At 60.3% G+C, this 20,796-nt stretch carries 28 protein-coding genes; 13 read left to right on the forward strand and 15 right to left on the reverse strand.

Annotation, left to right across the window (positions count from 1 at the left end; all coding sequences use genetic code 11):
• Positions 1 to 103: 103 nt before the first annotated feature.
• From ACM6IM_RS08765 to ACM6IM_RS08815, 11 genes are all read left to right on the forward strand, one after another.
• Positions 104 to 1,168, forward strand: a complete 1,065-nt coding sequence (locus tag ACM6IM_RS08765; protein ID WP_414864864.1) for an NAD(P)H-dependent flavin oxidoreductase — start codon at positions 104 to 106, stop codon at positions 1,166 to 1,168.
• A 143-nt stretch (positions 1,169 to 1,311) separates the two neighbouring features.
• Positions 1,312 to 2,064, forward strand: a complete 753-nt coding sequence (gene modA / locus ACM6IM_RS08770; RefSeq protein WP_414864865.1) for a molybdate ABC transporter substrate-binding protein — start codon at positions 1,312 to 1,314, stop codon at positions 2,062 to 2,064.
• Positions 2,065 to 2,745 (forward strand): molybdate ABC transporter permease subunit, encoded by a 681-nt coding sequence (gene modB / locus ACM6IM_RS08775; protein WP_192308475.1) that lies wholly within the window; start codon positions 2,065 to 2,067, stop codon positions 2,743 to 2,745. It begins immediately after the preceding gene.
• A 3-nt stretch (positions 2,746 to 2,748) separates the two neighbouring features.
• Positions 2,749 to 3,828, forward strand: a complete 1,080-nt coding sequence (gene modC, locus ACM6IM_RS08780; RefSeq protein ID WP_414864866.1) for a molybdenum ABC transporter ATP-binding protein — start codon at positions 2,749 to 2,751, stop codon at positions 3,826 to 3,828.
• A gap of 75 nt (positions 3,829 to 3,903) precedes the next feature.
• Positions 3,904 to 4,944 carry a DNA topoisomerase IB gene (locus tag ACM6IM_RS08785; protein ID WP_414864867.1) on the forward strand — a complete coding sequence of 347 codons (1,041 nt, stop codon included), beginning with the start codon at positions 3,904 to 3,906 and terminating at the stop codon, positions 4,942 to 4,944.
• A 70-nt stretch (positions 4,945 to 5,014) separates the two neighbouring features.
• On the forward strand, positions 5,015 to 5,236 hold the full coding sequence (locus ACM6IM_RS08790) for a hypothetical protein (RefSeq protein ID WP_192308876.1): 222 nt from the start codon (positions 5,015 to 5,017) through the stop codon (positions 5,234 to 5,236).
• Between the two features lie 105 nt (positions 5,237 to 5,341).
• The gene (locus tag ACM6IM_RS08795; RefSeq protein WP_192308472.1) at positions 5,342 to 5,572 is read left to right on the forward strand and encodes a hypothetical protein; all 231 of its coding nucleotides are present in this window, start codon (positions 5,342 to 5,344) and stop codon (positions 5,570 to 5,572) included.
• Between the two features lie 282 nt (positions 5,573 to 5,854).
• Positions 5,855 to 6,139 (forward strand): hypothetical protein, encoded by a 285-nt coding sequence (locus ACM6IM_RS08800; protein WP_201188816.1) that lies wholly within the window; start codon positions 5,855 to 5,857, stop codon positions 6,137 to 6,139.
• A gap of 153 nt (positions 6,140 to 6,292) precedes the next feature.
• Positions 6,293 to 6,481, forward strand: a complete 189-nt coding sequence (locus ACM6IM_RS08805; RefSeq protein ID WP_201188817.1) for a hypothetical protein — start codon at positions 6,293 to 6,295, stop codon at positions 6,479 to 6,481.
• Between the two features lie 225 nt (positions 6,482 to 6,706).
• Complete coding sequence (locus ACM6IM_RS08810; protein ID WP_201188818.1) at positions 6,707 to 7,687, forward strand: alpha/beta fold hydrolase; 981 nt, start codon at positions 6,707 to 6,709, stop codon at positions 7,685 to 7,687.
• Positions 7,688 to 8,120: 433 nt separating this feature from the next.
• Positions 8,121 to 8,339 carry a hypothetical protein gene (locus ACM6IM_RS08815; RefSeq protein ID WP_414864868.1) on the forward strand — a complete coding sequence of 73 codons (219 nt, stop codon included), beginning with the start codon at positions 8,121 to 8,123 and terminating at the stop codon, positions 8,337 to 8,339.
• On the opposite strand, the gene ACM6IM_RS08820 is transcribed toward ACM6IM_RS08815, so the two are convergent.
• A complete protein-coding gene (locus tag ACM6IM_RS08820) occupies positions 8,336 to 8,566 on the reverse strand; it encodes a hypothetical protein (protein WP_192308467.1) in 231 nt (76 codons plus the stop codon). The two genes, ACM6IM_RS08815 and ACM6IM_RS08820, sit on opposite strands and share 4 nt — an antisense overlap.
• Before the next feature lie 262 nt (positions 8,567 to 8,828).
• On the opposite strand from ACM6IM_RS08820, the gene ACM6IM_RS08825 reads away from it, so the two are divergent.
• Positions 8,829 to 9,218, forward strand: coding sequence for a hypothetical protein (locus ACM6IM_RS08825; protein WP_192308466.1), 390 nt, complete (start codon positions 8,829 to 8,831; stop codon positions 9,216 to 9,218).
• A gap of 251 nt (positions 9,219 to 9,469) precedes the next feature.
• Entirely contained in the window at positions 9,470 to 9,919 is a 450-nt protein-coding gene (locus ACM6IM_RS08830) for a carboxymuconolactone decarboxylase family protein (protein ID WP_192308465.1), read from the forward strand.
• Positions 9,920 to 10,005: 86 nt separating this feature from the next.
• On the opposite strand, the gene ACM6IM_RS08835 is transcribed toward ACM6IM_RS08830, so the two are convergent.
• From ACM6IM_RS08835 to ACM6IM_RS08900, 14 genes are all read right to left on the reverse strand, one after another.
• Positions 10,006 to 10,503 carry a lysis system i-spanin subunit Rz gene (locus ACM6IM_RS08835; protein WP_414864869.1) on the reverse strand — a complete coding sequence of 166 codons (498 nt, stop codon included), beginning with the start codon at positions 10,501 to 10,503 and terminating at the stop codon, positions 10,006 to 10,008.
• A gap of 11 nt (positions 10,504 to 10,514) precedes the next feature.
• Positions 10,515 to 10,940, reverse strand: coding sequence for a cell wall hydrolase (locus ACM6IM_RS08840; RefSeq protein ID WP_192308463.1), 426 nt, complete (start codon positions 10,938 to 10,940; stop codon positions 10,515 to 10,517).
• 63 nt (positions 10,941 to 11,003) lie between these two features.
• A complete protein-coding gene (locus ACM6IM_RS08845) occupies positions 11,004 to 11,696 on the reverse strand; it encodes a hypothetical protein (RefSeq protein ID WP_192308462.1) in 693 nt (230 codons plus the stop codon).
• On the reverse strand, positions 11,696 to 11,983 hold the full coding sequence (locus tag ACM6IM_RS08850) for a hypothetical protein (RefSeq protein ID WP_192308461.1): 288 nt from the start codon (positions 11,981 to 11,983) through the stop codon (positions 11,696 to 11,698). The genes ACM6IM_RS08845 and ACM6IM_RS08850 overlap by 1 nt, the downstream gene beginning before the upstream one ends.
• A complete protein-coding gene (locus tag ACM6IM_RS08855; protein ID WP_414864870.1) occupies positions 11,983 to 15,069 on the reverse strand; it encodes a host specificity protein J in 3,087 nt (1,028 codons plus the stop codon). The genes ACM6IM_RS08850 and ACM6IM_RS08855 overlap by 1 nt, the downstream gene beginning before the upstream one ends.
• Positions 15,070 to 15,127: 58 nt before the next feature.
• A complete protein-coding gene (locus ACM6IM_RS08860) occupies positions 15,128 to 15,715 on the reverse strand; it encodes a tail assembly protein (protein ID WP_414864871.1) in 588 nt (195 codons plus the stop codon).
• Between the two features lie 51 nt (positions 15,716 to 15,766).
• Positions 15,767 to 16,111, reverse strand: coding sequence for a hypothetical protein (locus ACM6IM_RS08865; RefSeq protein WP_414864872.1), 345 nt, complete (start codon positions 16,109 to 16,111; stop codon positions 15,767 to 15,769).
• Between the two features lie 99 nt (positions 16,112 to 16,210).
• On the reverse strand, positions 16,211 to 16,786 hold the full coding sequence (locus ACM6IM_RS08870; RefSeq protein ID WP_414864873.1) for a hypothetical protein: 576 nt from the start codon (positions 16,784 to 16,786) through the stop codon (positions 16,211 to 16,213).
• A gap of 179 nt (positions 16,787 to 16,965) precedes the next feature.
• A complete protein-coding gene (locus ACM6IM_RS08875) occupies positions 16,966 to 17,742 on the reverse strand; it encodes a C40 family peptidase (RefSeq protein ID WP_414864874.1) in 777 nt (258 codons plus the stop codon).
• A 3-nt stretch (positions 17,743 to 17,745) separates the two neighbouring features.
• Positions 17,746 to 18,429, reverse strand: coding sequence for a phage minor tail protein L (locus tag ACM6IM_RS08880; protein WP_414864875.1), 684 nt, complete (start codon positions 18,427 to 18,429; stop codon positions 17,746 to 17,748).
• Positions 18,430 to 18,837, reverse strand: coding sequence for a DUF1353 domain-containing protein (locus ACM6IM_RS08885; RefSeq protein ID WP_414864876.1), 408 nt, complete (start codon positions 18,835 to 18,837; stop codon positions 18,430 to 18,432).
• Positions 18,834 to 19,328 (reverse strand): DUF4376 domain-containing protein, encoded by a 495-nt coding sequence (locus ACM6IM_RS08890; protein ID WP_414864877.1) that lies wholly within the window; start codon positions 19,326 to 19,328, stop codon positions 18,834 to 18,836. The genes ACM6IM_RS08885 and ACM6IM_RS08890 overlap by 4 nt, the downstream gene beginning before the upstream one ends.
• Positions 19,328 to 20,440, reverse strand: coding sequence for a hypothetical protein (locus tag ACM6IM_RS08895; RefSeq protein ID WP_414864878.1), 1,113 nt, complete (start codon positions 20,438 to 20,440; stop codon positions 19,328 to 19,330). Before ACM6IM_RS08895 ends, ACM6IM_RS08890 begins: the two co-directional genes overlap by 1 nt.
• A complete protein-coding gene (locus ACM6IM_RS08900; RefSeq protein ID WP_414864879.1) occupies positions 20,437 to 20,775 on the reverse strand; it encodes a phage tail protein in 339 nt (112 codons plus the stop codon). The genes ACM6IM_RS08895 and ACM6IM_RS08900 overlap by 4 nt, the downstream gene beginning before the upstream one ends.
• Positions 20,776 to 20,796: the final 21 nt, after the last annotated feature.

Raw genomic sequence — 20,796 nt, forward strand, 5'->3', positions numbered from 1 at the left:
GGAGCGGCCCATACAAAAACTCGATTGGTATTACGCCCATAATTTCTGTTAAAAAATCCCGCACTACCGTCCCTGCCCTGTTTTGACGTCGGAGAACCCTGCAATGAGCCACTGGCCAGACACCCGAATAATCGATCTGCTGGGGATCGAACTGCCGATCATCCAGGCCCCCATGGCTGGCGCCACGGGCATCGCCATGGTGGTCGCCGCGAGCGAGGCTGGCGGCCTGGGCTCGCTGCCCGCCGCGATGCTGAGCACCGAACAATTGCGCGAAGACCTCAAGACCATCCGCCAGCAGACCCGGCGACCGATCAACGTCAACTTCTTCTGTCACCAGCCGCCTGCCGCCGATGAGCCACGCGCACAAGCTTGGAAAACTCTGCTGGAGCCCTACTACCGTGAATTGGACGTGGACTTCGATGCCCCCACGCCCGTGTCCAATCGCGCGCCCTTCGACGATGCGACCTGCAAGATCGTTGAAGAGCTACGGCCGGAGGTGGTGAGTTTCCACTTCGGTCTGCCCGAGCAATCCCTGCTGGATCGCGTCAAGGCAACGGGGGCCAAGGTGTTGTCGTCGGCCACCACGGTCGAAGAGGCCATCTGGCTGGAACAGCATGGCTGCGATGCGATCATCGCCATGGGTAATGAGGCTGGGGGCCATCGCGGCATGTTCCTCACCGACGACATCAGTGGCCAGGTCGGCCTGTTTGCCCTGCTGCCGCAAATCGTCGACGCCGTGAAAGTGCCCGTGATTGCCGCAGGCGGCATTGCCGATGCACGAGGTGTCGCAGCGGCGTTCGTGCTGGGCGCTTCGGCGGTACAGGTGGGCACGGCGTACCTGTTCACGCCGGAGGCCAAGGTCAGTCCCTCCCACCACCAGGCCTTGCGCACGGCGAAAGAAAGCGACACCGCGCTCACCAACCTGTTCACCGGTCGTCCGGCACGGGGCATTTTCAATCGGGTGATGCGCGAAATCGGCCCCATGAGCGACAAGGCGCCGGCCTTTCCGCTCGCCGGCGGCGCGTTGCTGCCGCTGCGGGCCAAGGGCGAGGCGCAGTTCGCCAATCTCTGGGCCGGGCAGGCGTTCCCGTTATCGGTCGAAATGTCCACTGCCGAATTGACCCGGCACCTCGCCGAGCAAGGCCTGGCGAAGCTGACACGCACTTGATGCAAGCCCTGTAGCCGCCACTGCTGGCGGCTACAGGGGTCAATTGGACGCACCCGATGGATTCCGTTTGCAGGCATTTCGCTATATAGTTTTTTACATAGCGATCACCCCCCTCGCTTCACTGCCTACCACGGAGCCGTTTCATGACCATTCGTGCCTTACGTTTTGCCCCGCTGCTCGCCGTATTCGCCATTGCCGGCGCCCATGCAGACGAAGTGCAGGTGGCCGTCGCCGCCAACTTCACTGCGCCGATCCAGGCCATCGCCGCCGACTTCGAGAAAGACACCGGGCACAAACTGGTCACCTCCTTCGGTGCAACGGGCCAGTTCTATACGCAGATCAAGAACGGCGCGCCGTTCGAAGTGTTCCTTTCCGCCGATGACACCACCCCGGCAAAACTCGAAACCGAAGGCGACACGGTCAAGGGATCGCGCTTCACCTACGCCGTCGGCACCCTGGCGCTCTGGTCGGCCAAGGAAGGTTACGTCGATGGCAAAGGCAAAGTGCTGAGCGACAACCAGTACAAACACCTGTCGATTGCCAACCCGAAAACCGCACCTTATGGCCTCGCCGCGACTCAGGTACTGGCCAAACAGGGGCTGACCGACAAGGTCAAGGACAAGATCGTCGAAGGCCAGAACATCACCCAGGCGTTCCAATTCGTGTCCACCGGTAACGCCGAACTGGGCTTCGTGGCCTTGTCGCAGATCTATAAAGACGGCAAAGTCACCAGCGGTTCGGCCTGGATCGTTCCCGCCAGCCTGCACGACCCGATCAAACAGGATGCGGTGATCCTCAACAATGGCAAAGACAACCCAGCCGCCAAGGCGCTGGTTGACTACCTCAAGGGACCGAAAGCCGCTGCTGTCATCAAGTCCTATGGCTACGAGCTTTAAATGACCCTGACGAGTGCCGATTTTTCCGCAATCTGGTTGACCCTGAAGCTGGCCTCACTGACCACGGTCATCCTGCTGATCATCGGCACTCCGATTGCGTTGTGGCTGTCGCGCACCCGGTCCTGGCTGCGCGGCCCGGTCGGGGCGATCGTCGCCCTGCCCCTGGTGCTGCCGCCCACGGTGATTGGTTTTTATCTGTTGCTGGCACTGGGCCCCAACGGTTTTGTCGGCCAGTTCACCCAATCGCTGGGGCTGGGCACCCTGAGTTTCAGTTTTGCCGGCCTGGTGATCGGCTCGGTGCTCTACTCGATGCCGTTCGTGGTCCAGCCGCTGCAAAACGCATTTTCCGCCATCGGCACCCGCCCGCTGGAAGTGGCCGCAACCCTGCGCGCCAATCCCTGGGACGTGTTCTTCAGCGTCATCCTGCCCCTGGCCCGACCGGGTTTCATCACTGCGGCGATTCTCGGCTTCGCCCACACCGTCGGCGAGTTCGGTGTGGTGCTGATGATCGGCGGCAACATACCGGACAAGACCCGGGTGGTCTCGGTGCAAATCTACGATCACGTCGAAGCCATGGAATACGCCCAGGCTCACTGGTTGGCCGGGGCCATGCTGGTGTTCTCGTTCGCCGTGTTGCTGGCGCTCTACTCCAGCCGCAAAACCAAAGCAGGCTGGAGCTGATCGATGATTCATACGCGTTTGAAGTTGAGTTACTCGGGGTTCGCCCTGGATGTGGATTTGCAACTGCCGGGCCGAGGCGTCACGGCGTTGTTCGGCCATTCCGGCTCGGGCAAGACCACCTGCCTGCGCTGCATCGCCGGCCTGGAACGTGCCGAACAGGGATTCATCCAGGTCAACGATGAAGTCTGGCAGGACAGCGAGCGCAAGGTGTTCGTCCCACCCTACAAGCGTGCACTCGGCTACGTGTTCCAGGAAGCCAGCCTGTTCCCGCACCTGTCGGTGCTGGCCAACCTGGAGTTCGGTCTCAAGCGCATTGCGAAACAGCAGCGCCGGGTCGACATGGCGCATGCCACCCGGTTGCTGGGCATCGGCCACCTGCTCGACCGGCATCCCCAGCACCTGTCCGGTGGCGAACGCCAGCGCGTCGGCATCGCCCGCGCCCTGCTCACCAGCCCGCAGTTGCTGTTGATGGACGAACCGCTGGCGGCGCTGGATGCGCAACGCAAGGGCGAGATCCTGCCGTACCTGCAGCGTCTGCACGATGAACTCGACATCCCGGTGCTGTACGTCAGCCACTCCCAGGATGAAGTGGCGCGCCTGGCCGATCACATCGTGCTGCTCAGCGAAGGCAGGGCTCTGGCCAGCGGCCCGATTGGCGATACCCTGGCGCGCCTCGACTTGCCGCTGGCACTGGGGGACGACGCCGGCGTGGTGATCGAGGGACAGGTCAGCGCCTATGACGTCGATTATCAATTGCTGACCCTGCAACTGCCGGACAGCGCGTTGAACATTCGCGTCGCACACACGTCGATGGCGGTCGGCCAGACGCTTCGCTGCAAGGTCCAGGCGCGGGATGTCAGCCTGAGCCTGCACAGCGCCGAACACAGCAGCATCCTCAATCGCCTGCCGGTGACCGTGGTCAGCGAAATGGGCGCGGACAACGCGGCTCACGTGCTGATCCGCCTGGACGCAGGCGGCACGCCGTTGCTGGCGCGGATCACCCGCTACTCCCGGGATCACTTGAAGGTACACCCCGGCCAGCCGCTCTGGGCGCAAATCAAGGCCGTGGCGGTACTGGCGTAAATCCGCTGGCACGACGGCAACGGCGCGTGGTCAATGGCTGTAACGGCCCCTGATTCGTAGCCAAGGACAACCGCCATGCCCGACGCCGTAACGCTCGATGCACTGCCGCCCGACCTGCATTATGTCGATGACACCCAACCCGGCCTGACACGCAGGAAACTGCGCGGCAAGTTCTGCTATTTCGATGCCTCGGGCCAGCGCATCACCGATCCAGACGAAATCAAGCGCATCAACGCCCTGGCCGTACCCCCGGCGTATACCGATGTGTGGATCTGTGCCGACCCGCGCGGACACCTGCAAGCCACCGGGCGCGATGCTCGGGGGCGCAAGCAATACCGGTATCACCCGCGTTGGCGCGAAGTGCGCGACGCCGACAAATACTCGCGCCTGCGCGACTTCGGGCTCGCCCTGCCAAAGCTGCGCCGACAACTGGAAACGTTGCTGGATGCCCCGGGCTTCAGTCGCGACAAAGTCATGGCCACGGTCATTTCCCTGCTCGATGCGACGTTGATTCGCGTCGGAAACGCGCAATACGCGCGGGACAACCGCTCCTACGGGCTGACCACCCTGCGCAACCGCCACGTGGAGGTCAATGGCACGGCGATCCGCTTCCAGTTTCGCGGCAAGAGCGGCATCGAACACCAGATCACCGTGAAGGACCGGCGCCTGGCGCGGATCATCAAGCGCTGCCAGGAGATTCCCGGGCAAAACCTGTTTCAATACCTGGATGAAAACGGCGAGCGCCACACCGTCAGTTCGTCCGACGTGAATGCCTACCTGCAACACCTCACCGGCGCCGACTTTACCGCCAAGGACTACCGCACCTGGGCCGGCAGCGCCCTGGCGCTGGCGCTGCTGCGAGAGCTGCAATGGGAGCCGGAGTCGGACGCCAAGCGTCATGTGGTGGAGATGGTCAAGAACGTCGCCCGGCAGCTGGGTAATACCCCGGCGGTGTGTCGCAAGTGCTACATCCACCCGGCCGTGCTCGATGGCTTTCTGCTCGGGGCCCTGGCGGCACTGCCGCGCCCGAGAACGCGCAAGGGCCTGCGGGCCGAGGAAGTCGGATTGGCGATGTACCTGGAGCAGATGATCGAAGCGAGCCAACCGACGAACTGAGCGTGCATTTTTTGCACGATCAGCCAAGGCTTCTATAGTTGTTGTGACTGAAATCAGCGCCGGTGAGGCCATGGAAGACATTTTCGTTGTGAAGCGCTGCAACAAGATCATCATTCATGGCCGCCGGGCCGGGGAAACCCATCATCAACCCCCTGACGCGGCCGTCTGGTATCGCATCGCCGATACCCGTACCCAAGGCTTCATCGGTGACGGTTATGACCGCGAAGAGGACGCCCAGCGCGCGTGCGTGCAGCTCAACGCCCGATCCCGCGTGACCGCCCGGCAAGGTTGAAGCCCCGGTCTATACTCAAATGGCTGAGGGACCAGCAACGGCTAAGGCCCGCCTCGAACGGGCTTTTCGATGCCATCTGCGAGGTTCCTTGAACGGAGGTTTGCCATGTCCGAAAAAGAGTCCATCACTACCCTGCTCACCCTGCTCGACTCGCGCCAGGTGCGCCTTGCTGCCGCCTGCAAGGAAATCGCCGACTGGGTCGATCATCAAGGCGGGCACCCGACCGCCCTGAGAATTCGTGATCGCCTGAACGACATCGAGAAGGACACGCCACTGATCCGCAACACCTTGTCCTCCCTCAAACCTGTCGACCGGCCGCTGCCCCGGTTCAAATGACAGCTGGGCCCGGTGATGCGAGGCGCGTGAACGGCGACGCTGGAGTCGCCGAGTACGCCATTGCCTGACCGTTTGTCGTAAACCCCCACCCGGCCGAAGCCGGGATTTTTTTTATGCGCCCATTTCACATCGCATTCACATTCGCCCTTCTACAGTGACCCCACTCCTTTGCAACACCCCATGACCCGCCCGCACGCGGGTCTCTTTTTGCCTGTTGCTTGCTCGCCGAACGTCCCGTGTCGAAAAAGGTCCAACGATTACACGTCACGAAGGAGACGTCCGATGGTTACTCACTTCAAAACTGGCGGCCACCTGGCCTGCGGCCATAAAGGCAGTAAGCTCACCTCAAGCACTGAACTGACCCGGGTGAAATGCAGAAGCTGCCGTAACACCGAAGCATTCAAGAATGCACGCAAAGACCAGCGCAACGCTGCCCGACGTGCCGCACGCAAAGCCAAAGCCACTCATACCGCCAATGACTGGCGCACCGCGTGGATCGAACGACTCACCGCGATGGACGGACTGCAACGCTTGCCTCGTGGTTTTCATGGGCAGGCCTTCGTTTAGCGGACCGCTCTGCACCTGCGCAGTTGCACGCGACTGCGCAGGACCGCCATAGACTTGCGTTCAATCAAGGCGACAAACCCTTTCCTCGACTAGGATTCATAGCGCATCGGCACGACGCTTTTTTTCGTGTGAGCGACTGTTCAAGGAGGGGACATGACACCGATTCATAAAGCGGAGAAAACCTACCGCCTCTGGTCCAACCCGATCCTGCTGGAACTCAAGGAACGGGAACATCAATTGGACCCTGCCGCCCGCCAGGCGCTGCAGAACATCCTGCTGGAGAGACGACTGGTGAACACCGGCAACCCGGCGGGCCTCGAGCGACGCCAGGCAGAAGATTAGCCGAGTCGAAAAGCCGCCCTCGTTTCCGCAGCCGAGGCGATGCCCCCGGCCGTCAACCCGTGCTCCCTGAAACCTAAGTATGGCAACGCGATACCCATGGACGATGGTTCAGGTTTCTGCCTGGGAATAGTGTTTGCGGACCGGTAATGCGACTTCATCGCGAAATGCCTCTGCGCATCCGGCCCTTCTTCTCCGCATAAGCGGTCCCAGACGAGAGCTTTCACCATGACCGACGAAATCAAAGGAACCACCCGCCGAGCTCTGATGAGCGCGAGTGTGGCGATCGCTGCGCTGGCAGCAGCCGCACCGGCCCTGGCGAGTCAATCGAGCAACGTGCAAGCGCCCGCGAGCGGCGGCTCCCGCGGCAAGGGCCAGGGCTCGGGCTACCTCACACTCAAGGACGGCACGACGCTGTTCTACAAGGACTGGGGCACCGGCCAACCTATCGTTTTCCATCATGGCTGGCCGCTGTCCGGCGATGACTGGGATAACCAGATGCTGTTCTTCCTCAGCAAGGGCTATCGCGTGATCGCCCATGACCGGCGCGGGCATGGCCGCTCCACCCAGACTGCAACCGGCAATGACATGGACACCTATGCAGCCGACCTTGCGGAACTGGCGGCGCACCTCGATCTCAAGGGCGCCGTGCACGTGGGCCACTCCACCGGCGGCGGCGAAGTAGCCCGGTACGTGGCGCGCCACGGTGGCGGTGGTCGTGTCGCTAAGGCGGTACTGATCGGTGCCGTCCCGCCGCTCATGTTGCGCACCGACAAAAACCCCGGCGGCGTGCCACTGAAAGTGCTCGATGGTTTCCGCGAAGCCCTGGCGGCGAACCGCGCGGAGTTTTACCGGGAAGTGGCCGCAGGCCCCTTCTACGGCTTCAACCGGCCAGGTGCCAAGGTCTCCGAGCCGGTGATCGACAACTGGTGGCGCCAGGGCATGGAGGGCGGTGCCAAGGCGCACTACGACTGCATCAAAGCCTTTTCGGAAACCGACTTCACCGAGGATCTCAAAAGAATCGACGTGCCTACGCTGGTCCTGCACGGCGAAGACGACCAGATGGTCCCGGTCGACGACTCGGCCCGACTGACCATCAAGTTGCTCAAGCGCGGAACACTGAAAACCTACCCCGGCCTGCCCCATGGCATGTGCACCACCCATGCAGCGACGATCAATGCGGACCTGTTGGCGTTCATCCAGGGGTGAGACAGCGACGGTCGTGACAGGCTCGAAAGAATAGCGAGCCAGAAACAAACAAGGGTTTGCGTGCTTTCGCTCGCAAACCCTTGTTTTTTTCTGAAGATGGTGCCCGAAGCCGGAATCGAACCGGCACGCCCTTACGAGCGGGGGATTTTAAGTCCCAAGGGGAAATCAATCAGGCTGCACCTTCTGATAGGTTTTCTGGTCCGCAATCAGGAGCAAATCACGACCACGAAGACCAATGTTTTCGCATGTAAGAAAATAATTGCGGACCGGAAAAACCCGCAGGGACCAGCCAGTTTTCAAACACGCCCAACAAATTTCCGCGCTTCGGCTTATGCCGATTGTGCATATCGTCACCACTCCTTCCACGGCGTCCTGCCGACCGAACATCACCCCCCAAACTGCTACGCTTTCCTCCATCCACGGAGGAATCCCAATGCCCAATTCTGATCTGCTCCCTACCCTTCTCTTCAAGATCAACGAAAACCAACTCGCGTTGGAAGCGGCCATCATGGAGCTTTCGAACTGGGTCGAGGCCCGCGGCTCAGCCGATGTCGCTGACAATGTGCGCGGCGCCTTGGACACGATCGACCGGAATGAGGAGTTCATCAAACTGACACTGGCGGTTCTGATGACGCCAGAAGACGTGGGCTAGGCCCCAGCCAGTTCCTTCAGCCGGGCCTCGGTCGCGGCTTCGAAGATGACGTACATCTTTTCGATGGTCTCGGCATTCAATACCCGCCCGGCCTCAAGACCGAGCACGAACCCCTCCGCCCGGGCTCCAGCCTTCGCTGCGACCAGCATCGAGTCCGAGCGGGCGATCTGGGCAAGCAGCCTGTCAGCCTCCCGTTCAATCTTGTCACCCAGGGTCAAACCTTCCATTCCATTACCTTCATTACGACATCCAATACATCACCAGCAGAACCACTGAAACCCAAGCGACCGTCAACACAATCGAGTAGCCGATCAACTGCTTATCCATCAGTACTGCTTCCCCGACGTGAGGAGGAAGGATGGGCCCCTGGGCGCCCAGCCACAAGACTGGCGAGCGGCCACCATGGTTGGCGCAATTCGTCGCCCTGCCCTCGCCCAATAGCCTCGCCTCGATTACTGTATATGCAAACAGTATCGATAAGGCTTCACCATGGACCCGCACGAAATCGAAGACACCAGCGACTGGCTCGGCTGTCCGACCGAACTTGAAACTTGCCGGCACTTCTTGCGCATTTATGAGAACGAAGTCTTGGAGCTGACGCTGCAGGCCCGCAAAGCACGCGAGGACGTTTTCGGCTTGGTGCAGATGCACGCCGAGGTCTGCAAGGAGAGAGACAAACTCAGGGCTGAACTGATCAAGGCTCGCTCCGACCTGGCGGACGCCAAGCGCAAGGCAACCGATATCGAAACGAAGACTGCCTGGGAGTTGATGGCCAATGGCAAACACATCAGCGAGCTGGCGGCACAGATCAAAATCCTCAAAGGTGAAGAGACATTTTCTGCTCCACTGCCGCGCCGCAGGGAAGGTTCCGAGATGTGAAGTCAGCCTCAAGGCTGGGTAATGAGCCCCGGCCCGTGGCTGATCAGCCGCAAGAATAGCAGTCAGCCATTAATCATTGGCAACGGCAGCGGTCTTTTACAGTTCGCTGTGAATCGCAGCCTTTTTCAAATTGGACCAATCAAAGACAAGAGCATTGGATCTAGACCCGATGCATCATTGTCTTTAGAGTCAATAAAACAAGCAACTTCATCAGCTTAGCCTATACAACCATCCACTACCGAGGAGTCCTCATGTCGCGCGAAAATTGGTTCGAAGTATCTCCTGGTGCAGCAAAAGCTATGACCGGTTTGCATCATTACGTGACCACGGGTACTGATCTACCGCCATCGATAATTCATCTGGTATTTCTTCGGGTATCGCAGCTCAACGGCTGTGCTTATTGCATCGATTTGCATTCCCGCGATCTCATCAAAGAGTACATGTCTGTAGACAAGGTGCTCATGGTGCCGGTCTGGCACGAAGCGGAATATTTGTTTTCCGATCAGGAGCGTGCTGCGTTGGCGTGGGCAGAAGAAGTTACCCGGGTCGGAGAAACTCACGTATCCGACGACGCATACGCTGCTGCATCCGCCGTATTTGCGCCCAAAGATCTAGTCGATCTGACCGCAACGATTGCCGCCATGAACGCATTCAACCGTATGGGTGTCACTTTCAGGTTGAAACCTGCAGCCAAGGCCTAACCCCTTCTCGAACGCAATCACGAGTGCCCGGCAACCCGCTCGCCAGTGGCACTCCCCCTCGATTCCAGATCGAGAACAACTCCCAGCTATTCAAGTAGATCCCGCACGTAAGCCTGACAAGCCTTCAGCGCAATCACCGCCCGGTCGCCTTCATCGGTGATGCCGATAATTCGTTGAGCATGCGCTGGGTCAAGTTCGGCTCGTACTCCTGCATGAACCATGCTGCCGGCGACGGTGGCGGCAGGCACTGAACAGCCACCGGCTGAACCCTGGGCGAGGATGACTGACAGCCGCAGATCAGAAGTGGCAAGGCGATCGCGCAGGCGAGCCTGATTGGCTTGAGCATCGCTCAGTTCCTTGTGGTGGGTTTGGTCGCTGGCCGTCAGGCGCTGCTCGAGCGCGAGCCGCTTGTCCTGCTCGCTCTTCTGTGCGGCGGCGCCGACCATGGCCAGCTGATTGAGGGTGTCGGTGTGGGAGCGGGCCAGCTCGGCGAGCTGCCGCCCGTAGCGCCAGTCCTGCACCTGCCAGGTGCCGCCGGCGGCGATCAGCACGAGCAGCACTACGCCGGCCAGTGCAAGCTTCATCGAGGCCGGGCTCATGGCACGTCCTTGAAGAAGACGTGGCCGCCCAACTTAAGTGTCTGCCGCGCCTTCGCCGCCCAGGCCGGGGGCTTCTTCATGGCGATCGCGTAATAGTGCGTGGCGCCGCTGGTTGGGTCCGGCACCTTCCCGTCGATTATCTGATCAGCGACGACCCGGCACTGCGCCAGCTCGCGGAACGGGATCTGCTTCACCGCGATGAGGAACGGGTAGTTCGGATCAGTCTTGTTCCAGCAGCTGAACTGCCACGGGGCCTGGCACACGCCGGCATAGCCCTCCCCCCACCACGATTTCTCTTTTCCGTCGAACACGCGGTTGCGGATCGTCCAGGCCACGGCGACTTTTCCTGCCGACGATTCACCCCGGGCCTCGCCCCATATTGTGCGGGCGAGGATGTCGCGGTCCTTTTCGGTGATGGTCATACTTTTCTCCAGGCAAAAAAAATCCCGCTCGCTGGCGGGTTGTTGAGTTGGGAGTCGATCAGTTCACTGCCCAGTCACGTCGACGATCAGGGCCTGGAACTTGCCGAATTTGTAGGCGGGGTTGGCCGGGGCTGAGGTCACCATCTGTGAGCGTGTCCAATATCTTGAGTTCAACGAGAAGCGCAGGCCCCCGGCAATGGCTGTAGCTGACGGCGAACTGCGCCAGTACTCGATCAAAAGCTGGGTGCCGACCGGCGTAACGTCCATCCCGATGCTTCCCGACCAGGCCCCATACGCCACGGCATATTGCTTAGAGGCGTTCCACACCCAATCGCCGAAGAACGCCGCGTAGTCCGGACCATTGAGGATGGTTTCAATCCGCATCGATGGGCACATGGCGTCGAAGACCAAGGCGCCGGCGGCGTTGAACACCTGAAGCCCATAGGGCTGCGCGGAGTTGACCCCGAGCGCGTACCGGTAATACGTGACGCTCGACCCAAACGGAGCGGCGAACACGTACCGCAAGCCCGCACCACTCGGCAGGATGGAGTGAAGTGCCACCCGGTCAGATCCGCGCACCGCAACAAATTCCGTAACCGAGGACGTGAACACCTGCACACCGTTGATCGGCAGGCCGGCATCATCCAGCAGAGAGCCTGAAGTAACAGTGCCCTTCGCCAGCAGCATGTAGTTCTGGTAGTTCTCGTCGATCTGGATGGTTCCGGAGGTGTTGAATATCTGCAATCCGGCCGGCATCAGAAAACTCCGTAGAAAATTGTTGCCGCGAGAGGCGTTCGCCCTGGTGCGAAAGTCCAGCTCATGGTCGTGCCGGAAAAGGTCACCTCAGGGCCGAAGCTGCCCACCGGAACGGCCCCACCGGAAATGATCACGAAATAGAAAGGCGTGCCCTGCACCAAGTCCGGCACAGAAATTGATCCCGCGCTCGTGCCGCTGTTGACGCTACCCAGGAAGCGCGAAAGCCTGGTGGTGATATCCACCACCAGATTCCCGGCCGGGTCCCAAACCTGAAGTCCTGCTGGCATTACCACATCCCCAATCGAACGCGCCGCGTTCCCGCGCCGTCGTAGACGTTGATCACCGTGTTGTTCATCGTCAGCCGGCCTGTGCCTGGAACAGATCCATTCATTTCCCAGCCAGTCGCCTTGCCGAGCCTCCAACCGGAAGTGCCGGCAACGTAATCGTTTGACTGGATGGTGTTACCGATCTTCGCGTTCGTGATCGACCCGTCCTCGATGAACGCCGCCTTGAGGAATGCGGTGTTGTTCTCGACCACGAACGGATAGAAGATCTCGGAAGCATTGGGATCAATGATCGCGAACCGGCTCGCCGCGATAAGCACCTGGCTGGTGATGATCCCTTCGTCGTTCTCCACGCCAATGCCGATGCCGGCCAGGTACGGTTTCCCGTCAACAGTGAGCTGGGTCTTGATGCTGTACATCGCCGCCAGCTCAGTTTTCACCTGCTCGATCAGCACCAGCGACCCGTCACCCGCCTCGATTTTGTCCAGCAGCAGCTGGCTCAGCTGAGTTTCAGTGATCTTGCCGTTCAGGTAATCCAGGATGGGGCCGGCGTCCGCAGACGATTGGCCGAAGACCGGCCCGAAGAACGCACCGACGTTGCCGATCCGGTCCACCAGGCGAGCCCAGAAAAAGAACGTCTTCCCCGCGGCCAGCCCCATGACGGTGAGGTCGGTTTGCGGATAGGCGTAGTCACCAAACTTGATGGCCTCTGCGATCTGGTTAGTTTCGCTGTACCAGATCTCCGTGCGCTGCAGGTCGGCGGTGCTCACGTCCTGGGGAATGCCCCACTTGAGCTTGATGCCGAACACGATCGATTCTGCGGTTAACGAAGACACCACCGGTGGCGGCGTGGTCTTCCCGTTCAGCACCGTCTCGATGGACGTCGCGAACACCGAGCCGATGTCGAGCGAGTTTATCGCCCGGACCTTGGCCACGTAGCGGCCGGCGTAGATCCCGCTCACGTCAACCGACGTGGTGCCGGTGCGGCCCGCGAAGATCCAGTCGCCGTCGTTCTTGCGCCAGTACACTTCGAAGGCTATCGCGCTCGGCGGCCGATCCCACTCGATGGTCATCACACTGATGGCGCTGCCCTGGTCGACGAAGTGGTCGTTGCTGACGGTCACGGTCGCCGGCGGCTGTTGCACGCTCGGCGGGATCACTGTGATCGGCGGGCGCTCGATGCGCGTGCCGTTGTCGATGGCGCCGAATTTGCTCGAGTTGTGGCGCACGGCCATGATCGGAAAATTGATTTCAGAGTCGGAAAACTCTTCCGCCACGGACATTACGCGGAACTGCTGGACGGCCAGGGTCGGCGAATCGATAGCCCACATCGAATGGCGCGGCGGCAGATCGTCGAGATCTTCGGCCAGCACCACCTGCTGCACTTCAGCAGGAAAGCCCGTGGTGTCGAAGGTGACATTGCCGTTGTCCCAGGTAATGCCGGTGCTGTCCCATGTCAGCGGGTAACCCACGGACTTGATCGCGCGCGAGACGGCTTTGCCGTTGGGCATGATCAGCGTGATGGTGTCACCGGGGAAAGCGGTCACGTCGGCATCCAGCACCAGCGTGTCCAGGGTCGAAGAACGCAGGCGTCCACCAATACGGCGCCCTGCCCGGTCATTGTCGGCGATGCGAATGATCTGCCCGGGGCGCGCCAGCGTGCCGTCCAGGCCCACCGAGAAGCCGACACTTTCTGTCTCCAGGCGGTTGGTGAGCAGCGCCCACTTGCCGATGCGATGTGCTTGGGCCTGAGACGTGCAGCCGGTGGCCGTGATTTCGGTCTGCTGGATACCGTAGCGGGTAATCCCGGCCTGGTCGTCGACGTACTCGACCTTCTGCCGGTAGAAGTCGGTCGGGTCGTTCCAGCTCACCAGGGCGACTGTGTAGCGCGTCTTCTTGGCCGACCCCGAGTAGTTAAACTTGCCGTCGATGACATTGGCGTTCGAGTAGGTGTAGACCGGGTCCTCGGGAATGTCGGCTACTGCCATGACTGAACCGGCCGCCCAGTACGCCATGCCGCGGAACGTGGTGGCCAGATCCTGCAACACCTTCAGGGCATCCGCACGCACCGAGAGAAACAGGTTGCAGGTGAAACGCGGCTCCATGCCGCCCTTTCCGTCCGGCACCAACTGGTCACAGTACTGCCCGATGCGGTACAGCTCCCACTTGTCGATCTGGCTGGCGTTCAGCAGGTGGCCCAGGCCATACCGGAAGTGCAGCAGCAGGTCGTAAAAAATCCATGCGGGGTTATCGGTCCAGGCGCTTTGGAAACCGCCATCCCAGACGCCGGTGTAGGTCCGGGTCTCTGCGTCATAGTTGTTCGGTACCCGGATGATCCGGCCGTACAGGTCAAACGACCTGGTGGGGATCGACTGGAACTGTGAGGCGTCGAATTGAAGCCCAACCAGTGCGGAACCTGGGTAGCGCAGCTTCGCGTCGATGATTTCGGTGATGGCGTCGATGTTGGTGGTGTCTGCGATCGCGCCACTTGTGGAGTTCGGGGTCAGTCGGACCACGCGCACGGTCCAGCCGCTGACAGCGTCAGGCAGGTCTACGCGGTGCGAGCGCTCGTATTTGGTCGATGTCTTTCCACTGAGCGCCGAGGACAGGACGGTGATGAAAGGCCCGCCATCGGTTGAAAGGTCGATCCGGTAGGCGACGGTGTAGCCGTTGGTGTCACCGTTTGTGGTGTTGGTCTGCGCCAGGCGCGGCGTGGACAACCGAATGCGGACGGCCGACAGTTGCACGTTGCTGACGGAACGCACCCAGGCCTGGGCCGAGGTCAGCTCCACTCCGATAGCTGTTTCATTCTCCACGGCCGGGAAGCCTGCGATGTGGGTCTGATCCTGACTACCAGTGCGAGCATCGAGCGTCACGCCACTGAAGTTGATCCCGCCGTTTGCGTTCGCGAGCGGCGTTTCATCCAGGAACACCGACTGCATGCCGTTGGCCAGGCCACGGATTTCGCCTTCGCTGACCAAATCCAGGATGCGCGCATACGCGGTGCTCTGCAGACTGTCGGGCGCCTCAACAGACGGGCGCGGCTTCGATTCTCCGCCCTTGCGGCCGGTAATTGGGAGATCGGTCATGGCTTTCCTTAAGGCGAAAAAAAGCCCGCTCATGGCGGGCCGTCTGGCGGGGTTCGGGTTACATCTGGTCTTCGGAGTAGATCCCGGCGCTGATCACCGCGCTGCCGACGATCATCCGACCGTAGAGCAGCGGCACACAGCCGCCCTGAACGCTGGTGTTGACGGCGCCGTTGAATGAATAGCTGGGCCGGTTGTTGGGGCTGTCCTGCGTGCCCAGGCCTTTTGCCTGCGGGCTCAGCATTTGGATAGCGCCGCCGGCGACCAATGCGACACCGACCGGGAGTAAGGCTTGAAAGCCAGGAATGAATGACGCTGCGATCAATACCGCTCCGACAATGGTCTGGAGTAGCCCGGCCCGCTTGGAACCAGCAATCACCGGAACAATCCGAATCACGTCGCGCCCGGTCGGTTTCTCCAAGTCATCCTCTGCGAGGTTTTGCGAGCCGTTGAATATGGCGAACCTTAACCCCTTCCCACCGCTCTCCATCATGTACCGTTCAAACCCCGGAAACTGCGATTTGAAGTACCCCATAATGTCGCGGAATCCACCTGAGGTGGTCAGGCGATGCGTCCGCCCAAATAGGCGAGCAAGTGATCCGGACAAAATCACGGTTTGCATTTTTTCGGTGCTGGCACGGGGATACATATTTTCTCCAGGCATAAAAAAACCGCCCGGAGGCGGCTTTGTTCTGTTAGTTCAGAGGCAGTCCCGGACCGCTTCCTCAAGTGCTGCACGGCCCAGCATCTTTGCCCAAGGCATTCGCTGATAGAGCACAACCTTGCTTCCCTGGCCCGCCTCAGTTATTTCAAGAACTTCGTCTGTCATCATCTCAGTAGCTACGATCAATCGGTAACCACTTTCAGTTTCTGACATGGTGGCAATCGATCGCGCCTCTTGCCATTTCGGAAACACGCAGAGCGCATATTGTTTCGGCGTTTTTTTACTCAACGCGCTGACGGTTGGCTCATTTTTTCTGAGGTCGTTCGGAGTTGAACAGCCAGCCAGCACTGCCAAAACAAGCGATCCAATCAAAATCCGCATAGTTACCGCTCCTTGTGAGATCGGCAGACGATAGCATTCGGAGGCCGCAAACGAAAAAGCCCAGCGTTACGGAATGAGGCTCTCCCGCTACAGCTTGACCTATTTCGTTTCGGGAAGACGCTTGATTGATTGCGTCCACTTCGTTATGTCATCCGGTAATATTTTTACCGGTGACGCTGCTTTATTGCCAGCCGGAGGAGGTAGAGGGACCGGAACTTTAGTCATGCCGCCAGTATTTGGTGTCTCCGGTTTGCCTTGGCCTGAGGCAGGTGCTTCCGGCGTCAAACCAATTTGAGCGCCCACAACCGCGTAACCGACTGAATCTTTCGGTAGGGTCAGCAGGTTCTTGAACTTTACTGTCACCGTGTTCGATCGCCCTGAACTACTGTCACCGGAAATCTCACCACCAACTCCTACTCCATCGCTCACCGCAGGAGCAGCCAAATCTACCTTCAGTTTTCCTCCATTTGTAGAGTCTGCGGATATCTTGAAGGTGACTTCAGCTGATTCGGCGATGAGTCCAGTCCTTATATCTCCCTGGGCCTGCCGCATAGCCGCTAGCCCTTCCCCAACTTCAGTCATCGCTTGGACGAGGGTTATATCGCTTGGCTTTGCAACCTGCTGTAAACATCCCGACAGCGGAATAAAAAAAGACAGCAATAAGATGATCTTCATTTGCCTACTCCCTGTGTTGTGCATGATTCATGACCACTCAGGGAGCCTAGCAGTACCCTCAAAAGACACCATCGGCAGAATCTGTACAAAATCGCGACAGAGCATGCGGCTATGGCTCTCACCTTTCTGCAAAATATTCTCTCGGCGAAATCCATAAAATCCCTTCACTCCAGAGGCATTCAAGCGTTTGGCGGTGTTTCACGATGCCGCCAGTAGCTGACGGTGACCTCTGACCAATAGCCGCCGTAGACGTCCCGCTTGCTGTCCCGGTTGTAGAGGTGGTGCAGGATCGACCCGGGCGCCGGGTAGTGCTCGGGCTCGTTCTTCAGTACGCCGTCAGCCAGGAAGATTGCGGCATGGTTCGGCACCGGTGAGCGGATTTGCATCAGCACCAGGTCGCCATGCTGCAGGTTCGACACCTTCTCGAAGCCAGCGGCGGGCAGGTTCTCCAAGTACAGGTTGCCGCCCTTGTCCCACCAGCCATCCTCGCGTTCGTAGCTACCCAGCTCGATGCCCATCTCCCGGCGGTAGAAGTCCAGGATGATGCTCAGGCAGTCGTGCACACCATGGGCGAACTTGCGGCCGATCAGTGGCGCCTCATAGCCCTCGGGCAGGAAGCTGACCAGTGCACCGGTGCGCACCTGGTCGTCGTCACCCTTCCGGACCTCGATGATGTGCCAGGGCAGGCCCGATGCCTCACACGAAACGCGATCGGCTTCGCTTGGTGTCGCCGGATAATCCGGGTGACTGTGCACGACGGCCAGCACCCGGCCGCGATCCTCGGCGGCGGCATAGTCCTCCGGCGCCAGTCGGAAGTGCTCGCTGGGCGTCGATGCAGTGTTGCGACAGGGCACGTAGATTTCCTTCCGGCCCTCCCGCACCAGCAGCCCGCAACACTCCCTCGGGTACTCGGCCACGGCATGGCGCTCGATCGCAGCGCGATTTGCTTTGTTCATGGGTCAGCTCCGAATCAGGCCGGCCGCAGGGAATGAGCCGTGGGGCAGCGGGTTGTTTTTGCCATGACGCATTTCACAGCTAACCAGGTGGCCGCCGCATTTGTCCTTGGCCGCATCGGTGACAATGATGTCGTTTTCGTCGGCCACCGGCGGGCCGTTGTAGCCGCAGTACGGACCGCGATAGCCGCCGCAGCTGAGCCACCAGCAGACGTTCGCCACGATCTGCCGGCGCGGTAGCTGTACGCCGGCGAAGTCCAGGGCTGTGGCCAGCTCGAACTGCACAGTTTCGTTGTCCTCGGCGGCCTTGCGCTCGACGTACCAGATGTCCGGTGGCAGCTCTTCTTCGGGATCCGCCTCGGGCTGGCCATCGAGATACTTGCCCAGCGTGCGGTGCCGTATCAGCTTCGCGCCCACCAAGTCCTCGAAATACAGGACCAGTGCCGTGATGAAGCCCCCGACGTTGCCTACCGACAGCGTCGGTGTCGGCTGGGTGCCCTGCCCGGTCATCTCGAAGCCTTCGGCCTTGATCGGCCAGGGCGAGTACTCCACGCCCTGCCAGAAGATCGAGGACTGTTGCGGGTAGCCATGGAAGCGGTATAGCTCGGCACCCAGCACCGTGGCGTCGAGCTCGAAAAGCTCCACCCACGCGCCAGGCTCCAGGGTCTGGATGTCGGCCGTAATCGGCATTTACTGCCCCTCAGAAACAGAAGACCCCGAACTTGTCGGGGTCTTGGTGAAAGAAGCTGATCCGCCTATGCGGACTCCTGCCCAGAACAGCCAGGCCCGCCATCGAGCTACACCCTCCGCTCTCAAGGCGCGGTAGAGCACCGCATCCGCACGCTTCCGGCTCATTTGCCCGGTGGCGTACAGCCAGTCGTGAACCGTAGCGGCGTAGTTGCCGTACCCCGAGACCAGGGCAAACAACACGAACAAGAAGGCGTTGTGCAGTACCTTGATGCTGGCGAGGTCGGTACTGAAGCCGGCCGGCACGGTGATCACCTGCTCATCGTCGTCAGCCAGCACCAGATCGGCGAGAAGGATGTGCGTCCACTTGCCGACCTGCTCGGTCTTCAGTGTCGTGATAAATCGACTCATGCGGGCCAGCCCTCTTCGAGCATGGCTTCCGTGTAGGTGCCGTCATTGAATGCGGCCACCAACTCGCCCTCGCGGGTGTAACAGGCTTGCACGTAATCGCCAACAGCGTCGGCAATGGCGGTGATCTGCTCCGCATTCAACGTGATGAAGCTGCCATTCGTACACTTCCAATCAACGGTGTATTCCGGGTTGCGGAGCGCCCTGAAGGCTGCAGCAGTCAGTTTGTTCTGCGTGGTGCGGTCGGTATAGACCGGCACGCCCGCGACGGTGATTCCGGCGACTTCGGCGTCGAAGCGTCGGGCGGCGATAGCGGCGGGGATATCGACAGGTGTGACTGGAGTTTCGGGGGCAGTGGTCTGCACTGCGCGACCCTGTTCGATTTCGCGTTGCAACCAATCCCATTCTACGGGTGTGGCCTCGGAGTGAAAGTTGTACGGCATGCCGTTGTAGGTGCCGACAGCCGAACCATCTGGCAAGTAGTAAAACTCCATTACGCAATTCTCCAAGCGAAGCCGATATAAAACCTGCCAGAAACTGCCGTCACGACTAGCGTGCCTCCTGCGTTAACCCCGGAAAACCCGTTCAGGAATGCCACCCCGTTACTTGTCTGAAACTGATGAACCCAGTATGCCCATGTGCCGCCAGCAGGGAGAGTGATGGCCCCGTCACCGACACCGCCAAGTGCTACAAAGTTACCAGCAACCGGCTTTAAGGGAACGTTCGCTGAAAGTGCATACTTTGCGAACTCAGTAACAAGATCTGATTGCGACGAAAGCGTGCCCGTTATACCGCCCCAAGTCGCCCCCGACACCTGGGAAATCCATGTTCCCAAACTGCTCAGTACGCGTACAGCTGCGCCTGCAGGCGGGGCCGGCACCAGCCCTTTAGTGCCTGGATCAGTGCTCGTGGCACCAGTCATGGCGGTCGTGTAGAAAGACGCAAGCTGCCCGTTGAGCTTGTCCGAGTCAGCGGCTTTCTCGGTCTTACCCAGCTTTTCGTTGATCTGGCCCTGCAGCTTTGCGAATGCTTGAAGAATGCTGTCGGTGGCGGCGATAGCAGTATTGGTCAGCGTCCCGAGACCCGTGAGCACAACCGCCCGAACGCGCGCGGCCGTGAGATAGAGATTGGTCGAGCCCTCCGGCACCTGGTCGGTAGAGCCCGGTGAAGAAGGGATCATCACGTAGGCGGTGCCGCTCCAGCGATACTGCCGGGTAGGATTGCTCGGGCTGTCGCCGTCGTTGATCGCGATATAGATTTTCCCGGTCTCGCCTTCAACCGGGAAATCTCCCAGGGTCGGAAACTCCAGCACGTCATCGACGTAGCTCGGCAGCTGAGAGGAAGGCACCAACCCCTCCACAAGCTGAGCAACCGTCACCCCCACCGCACTGCCGGGTACGGCCTCGTCGGCTTTCGCCTGAGCCATGGCCGCCGCTTCCAGGGCAGCGGCAGAATCTGCAACGCCCTGATCTGCCGTCTCCTGCGCCGTAGCGGTGCGGATGTCGAGCTCGGCAAAGTTGGCATTGATGAGCGCGCCGCCAGACCGCAGGGACTGGCCGTTGCCGTCGTTCGCCTGCCCGCCAATGTTGATTGGGTCAATGCTCATGGGTGGAATGCCTGTTCGAAGGTTGCGGTCAACATGTAGACGTCACCGCCTGCGTGCCTGGGTTGGTATTCGGAGCACTTGAAAAGCGCTGTTTCTCCCAGTGGCTCAGTCCAGAAAAATGGATTTGCACCCTTCTGCCTATCGAGGAAATCGGCGATTTCCTTGATCCTGGACTTGGGGCCGGAGAAGGTGAGCGGCCACGACTGGGTTTTGTTGTTGATGCCATCCTCGGCCGTCTGCTCGTAGCCGTCCCCGAATTTGGCCGACTTGGTGCGAAAGCTCACCGTGCCGGCCGGCTCTTTGTTTGGCACCCAGGTAAAGGTTTCCGTTGCCATACTCTTCCCCGGCAAAAAAGA

It is taken from the genome of Pseudomonas sp. IT-P12 (genome assembly GCF_949767465.1).
Taxonomy (GTDB): domain Bacteria; phylum Pseudomonadota; class Gammaproteobacteria; order Pseudomonadales; family Pseudomonadaceae; genus Aquipseudomonas.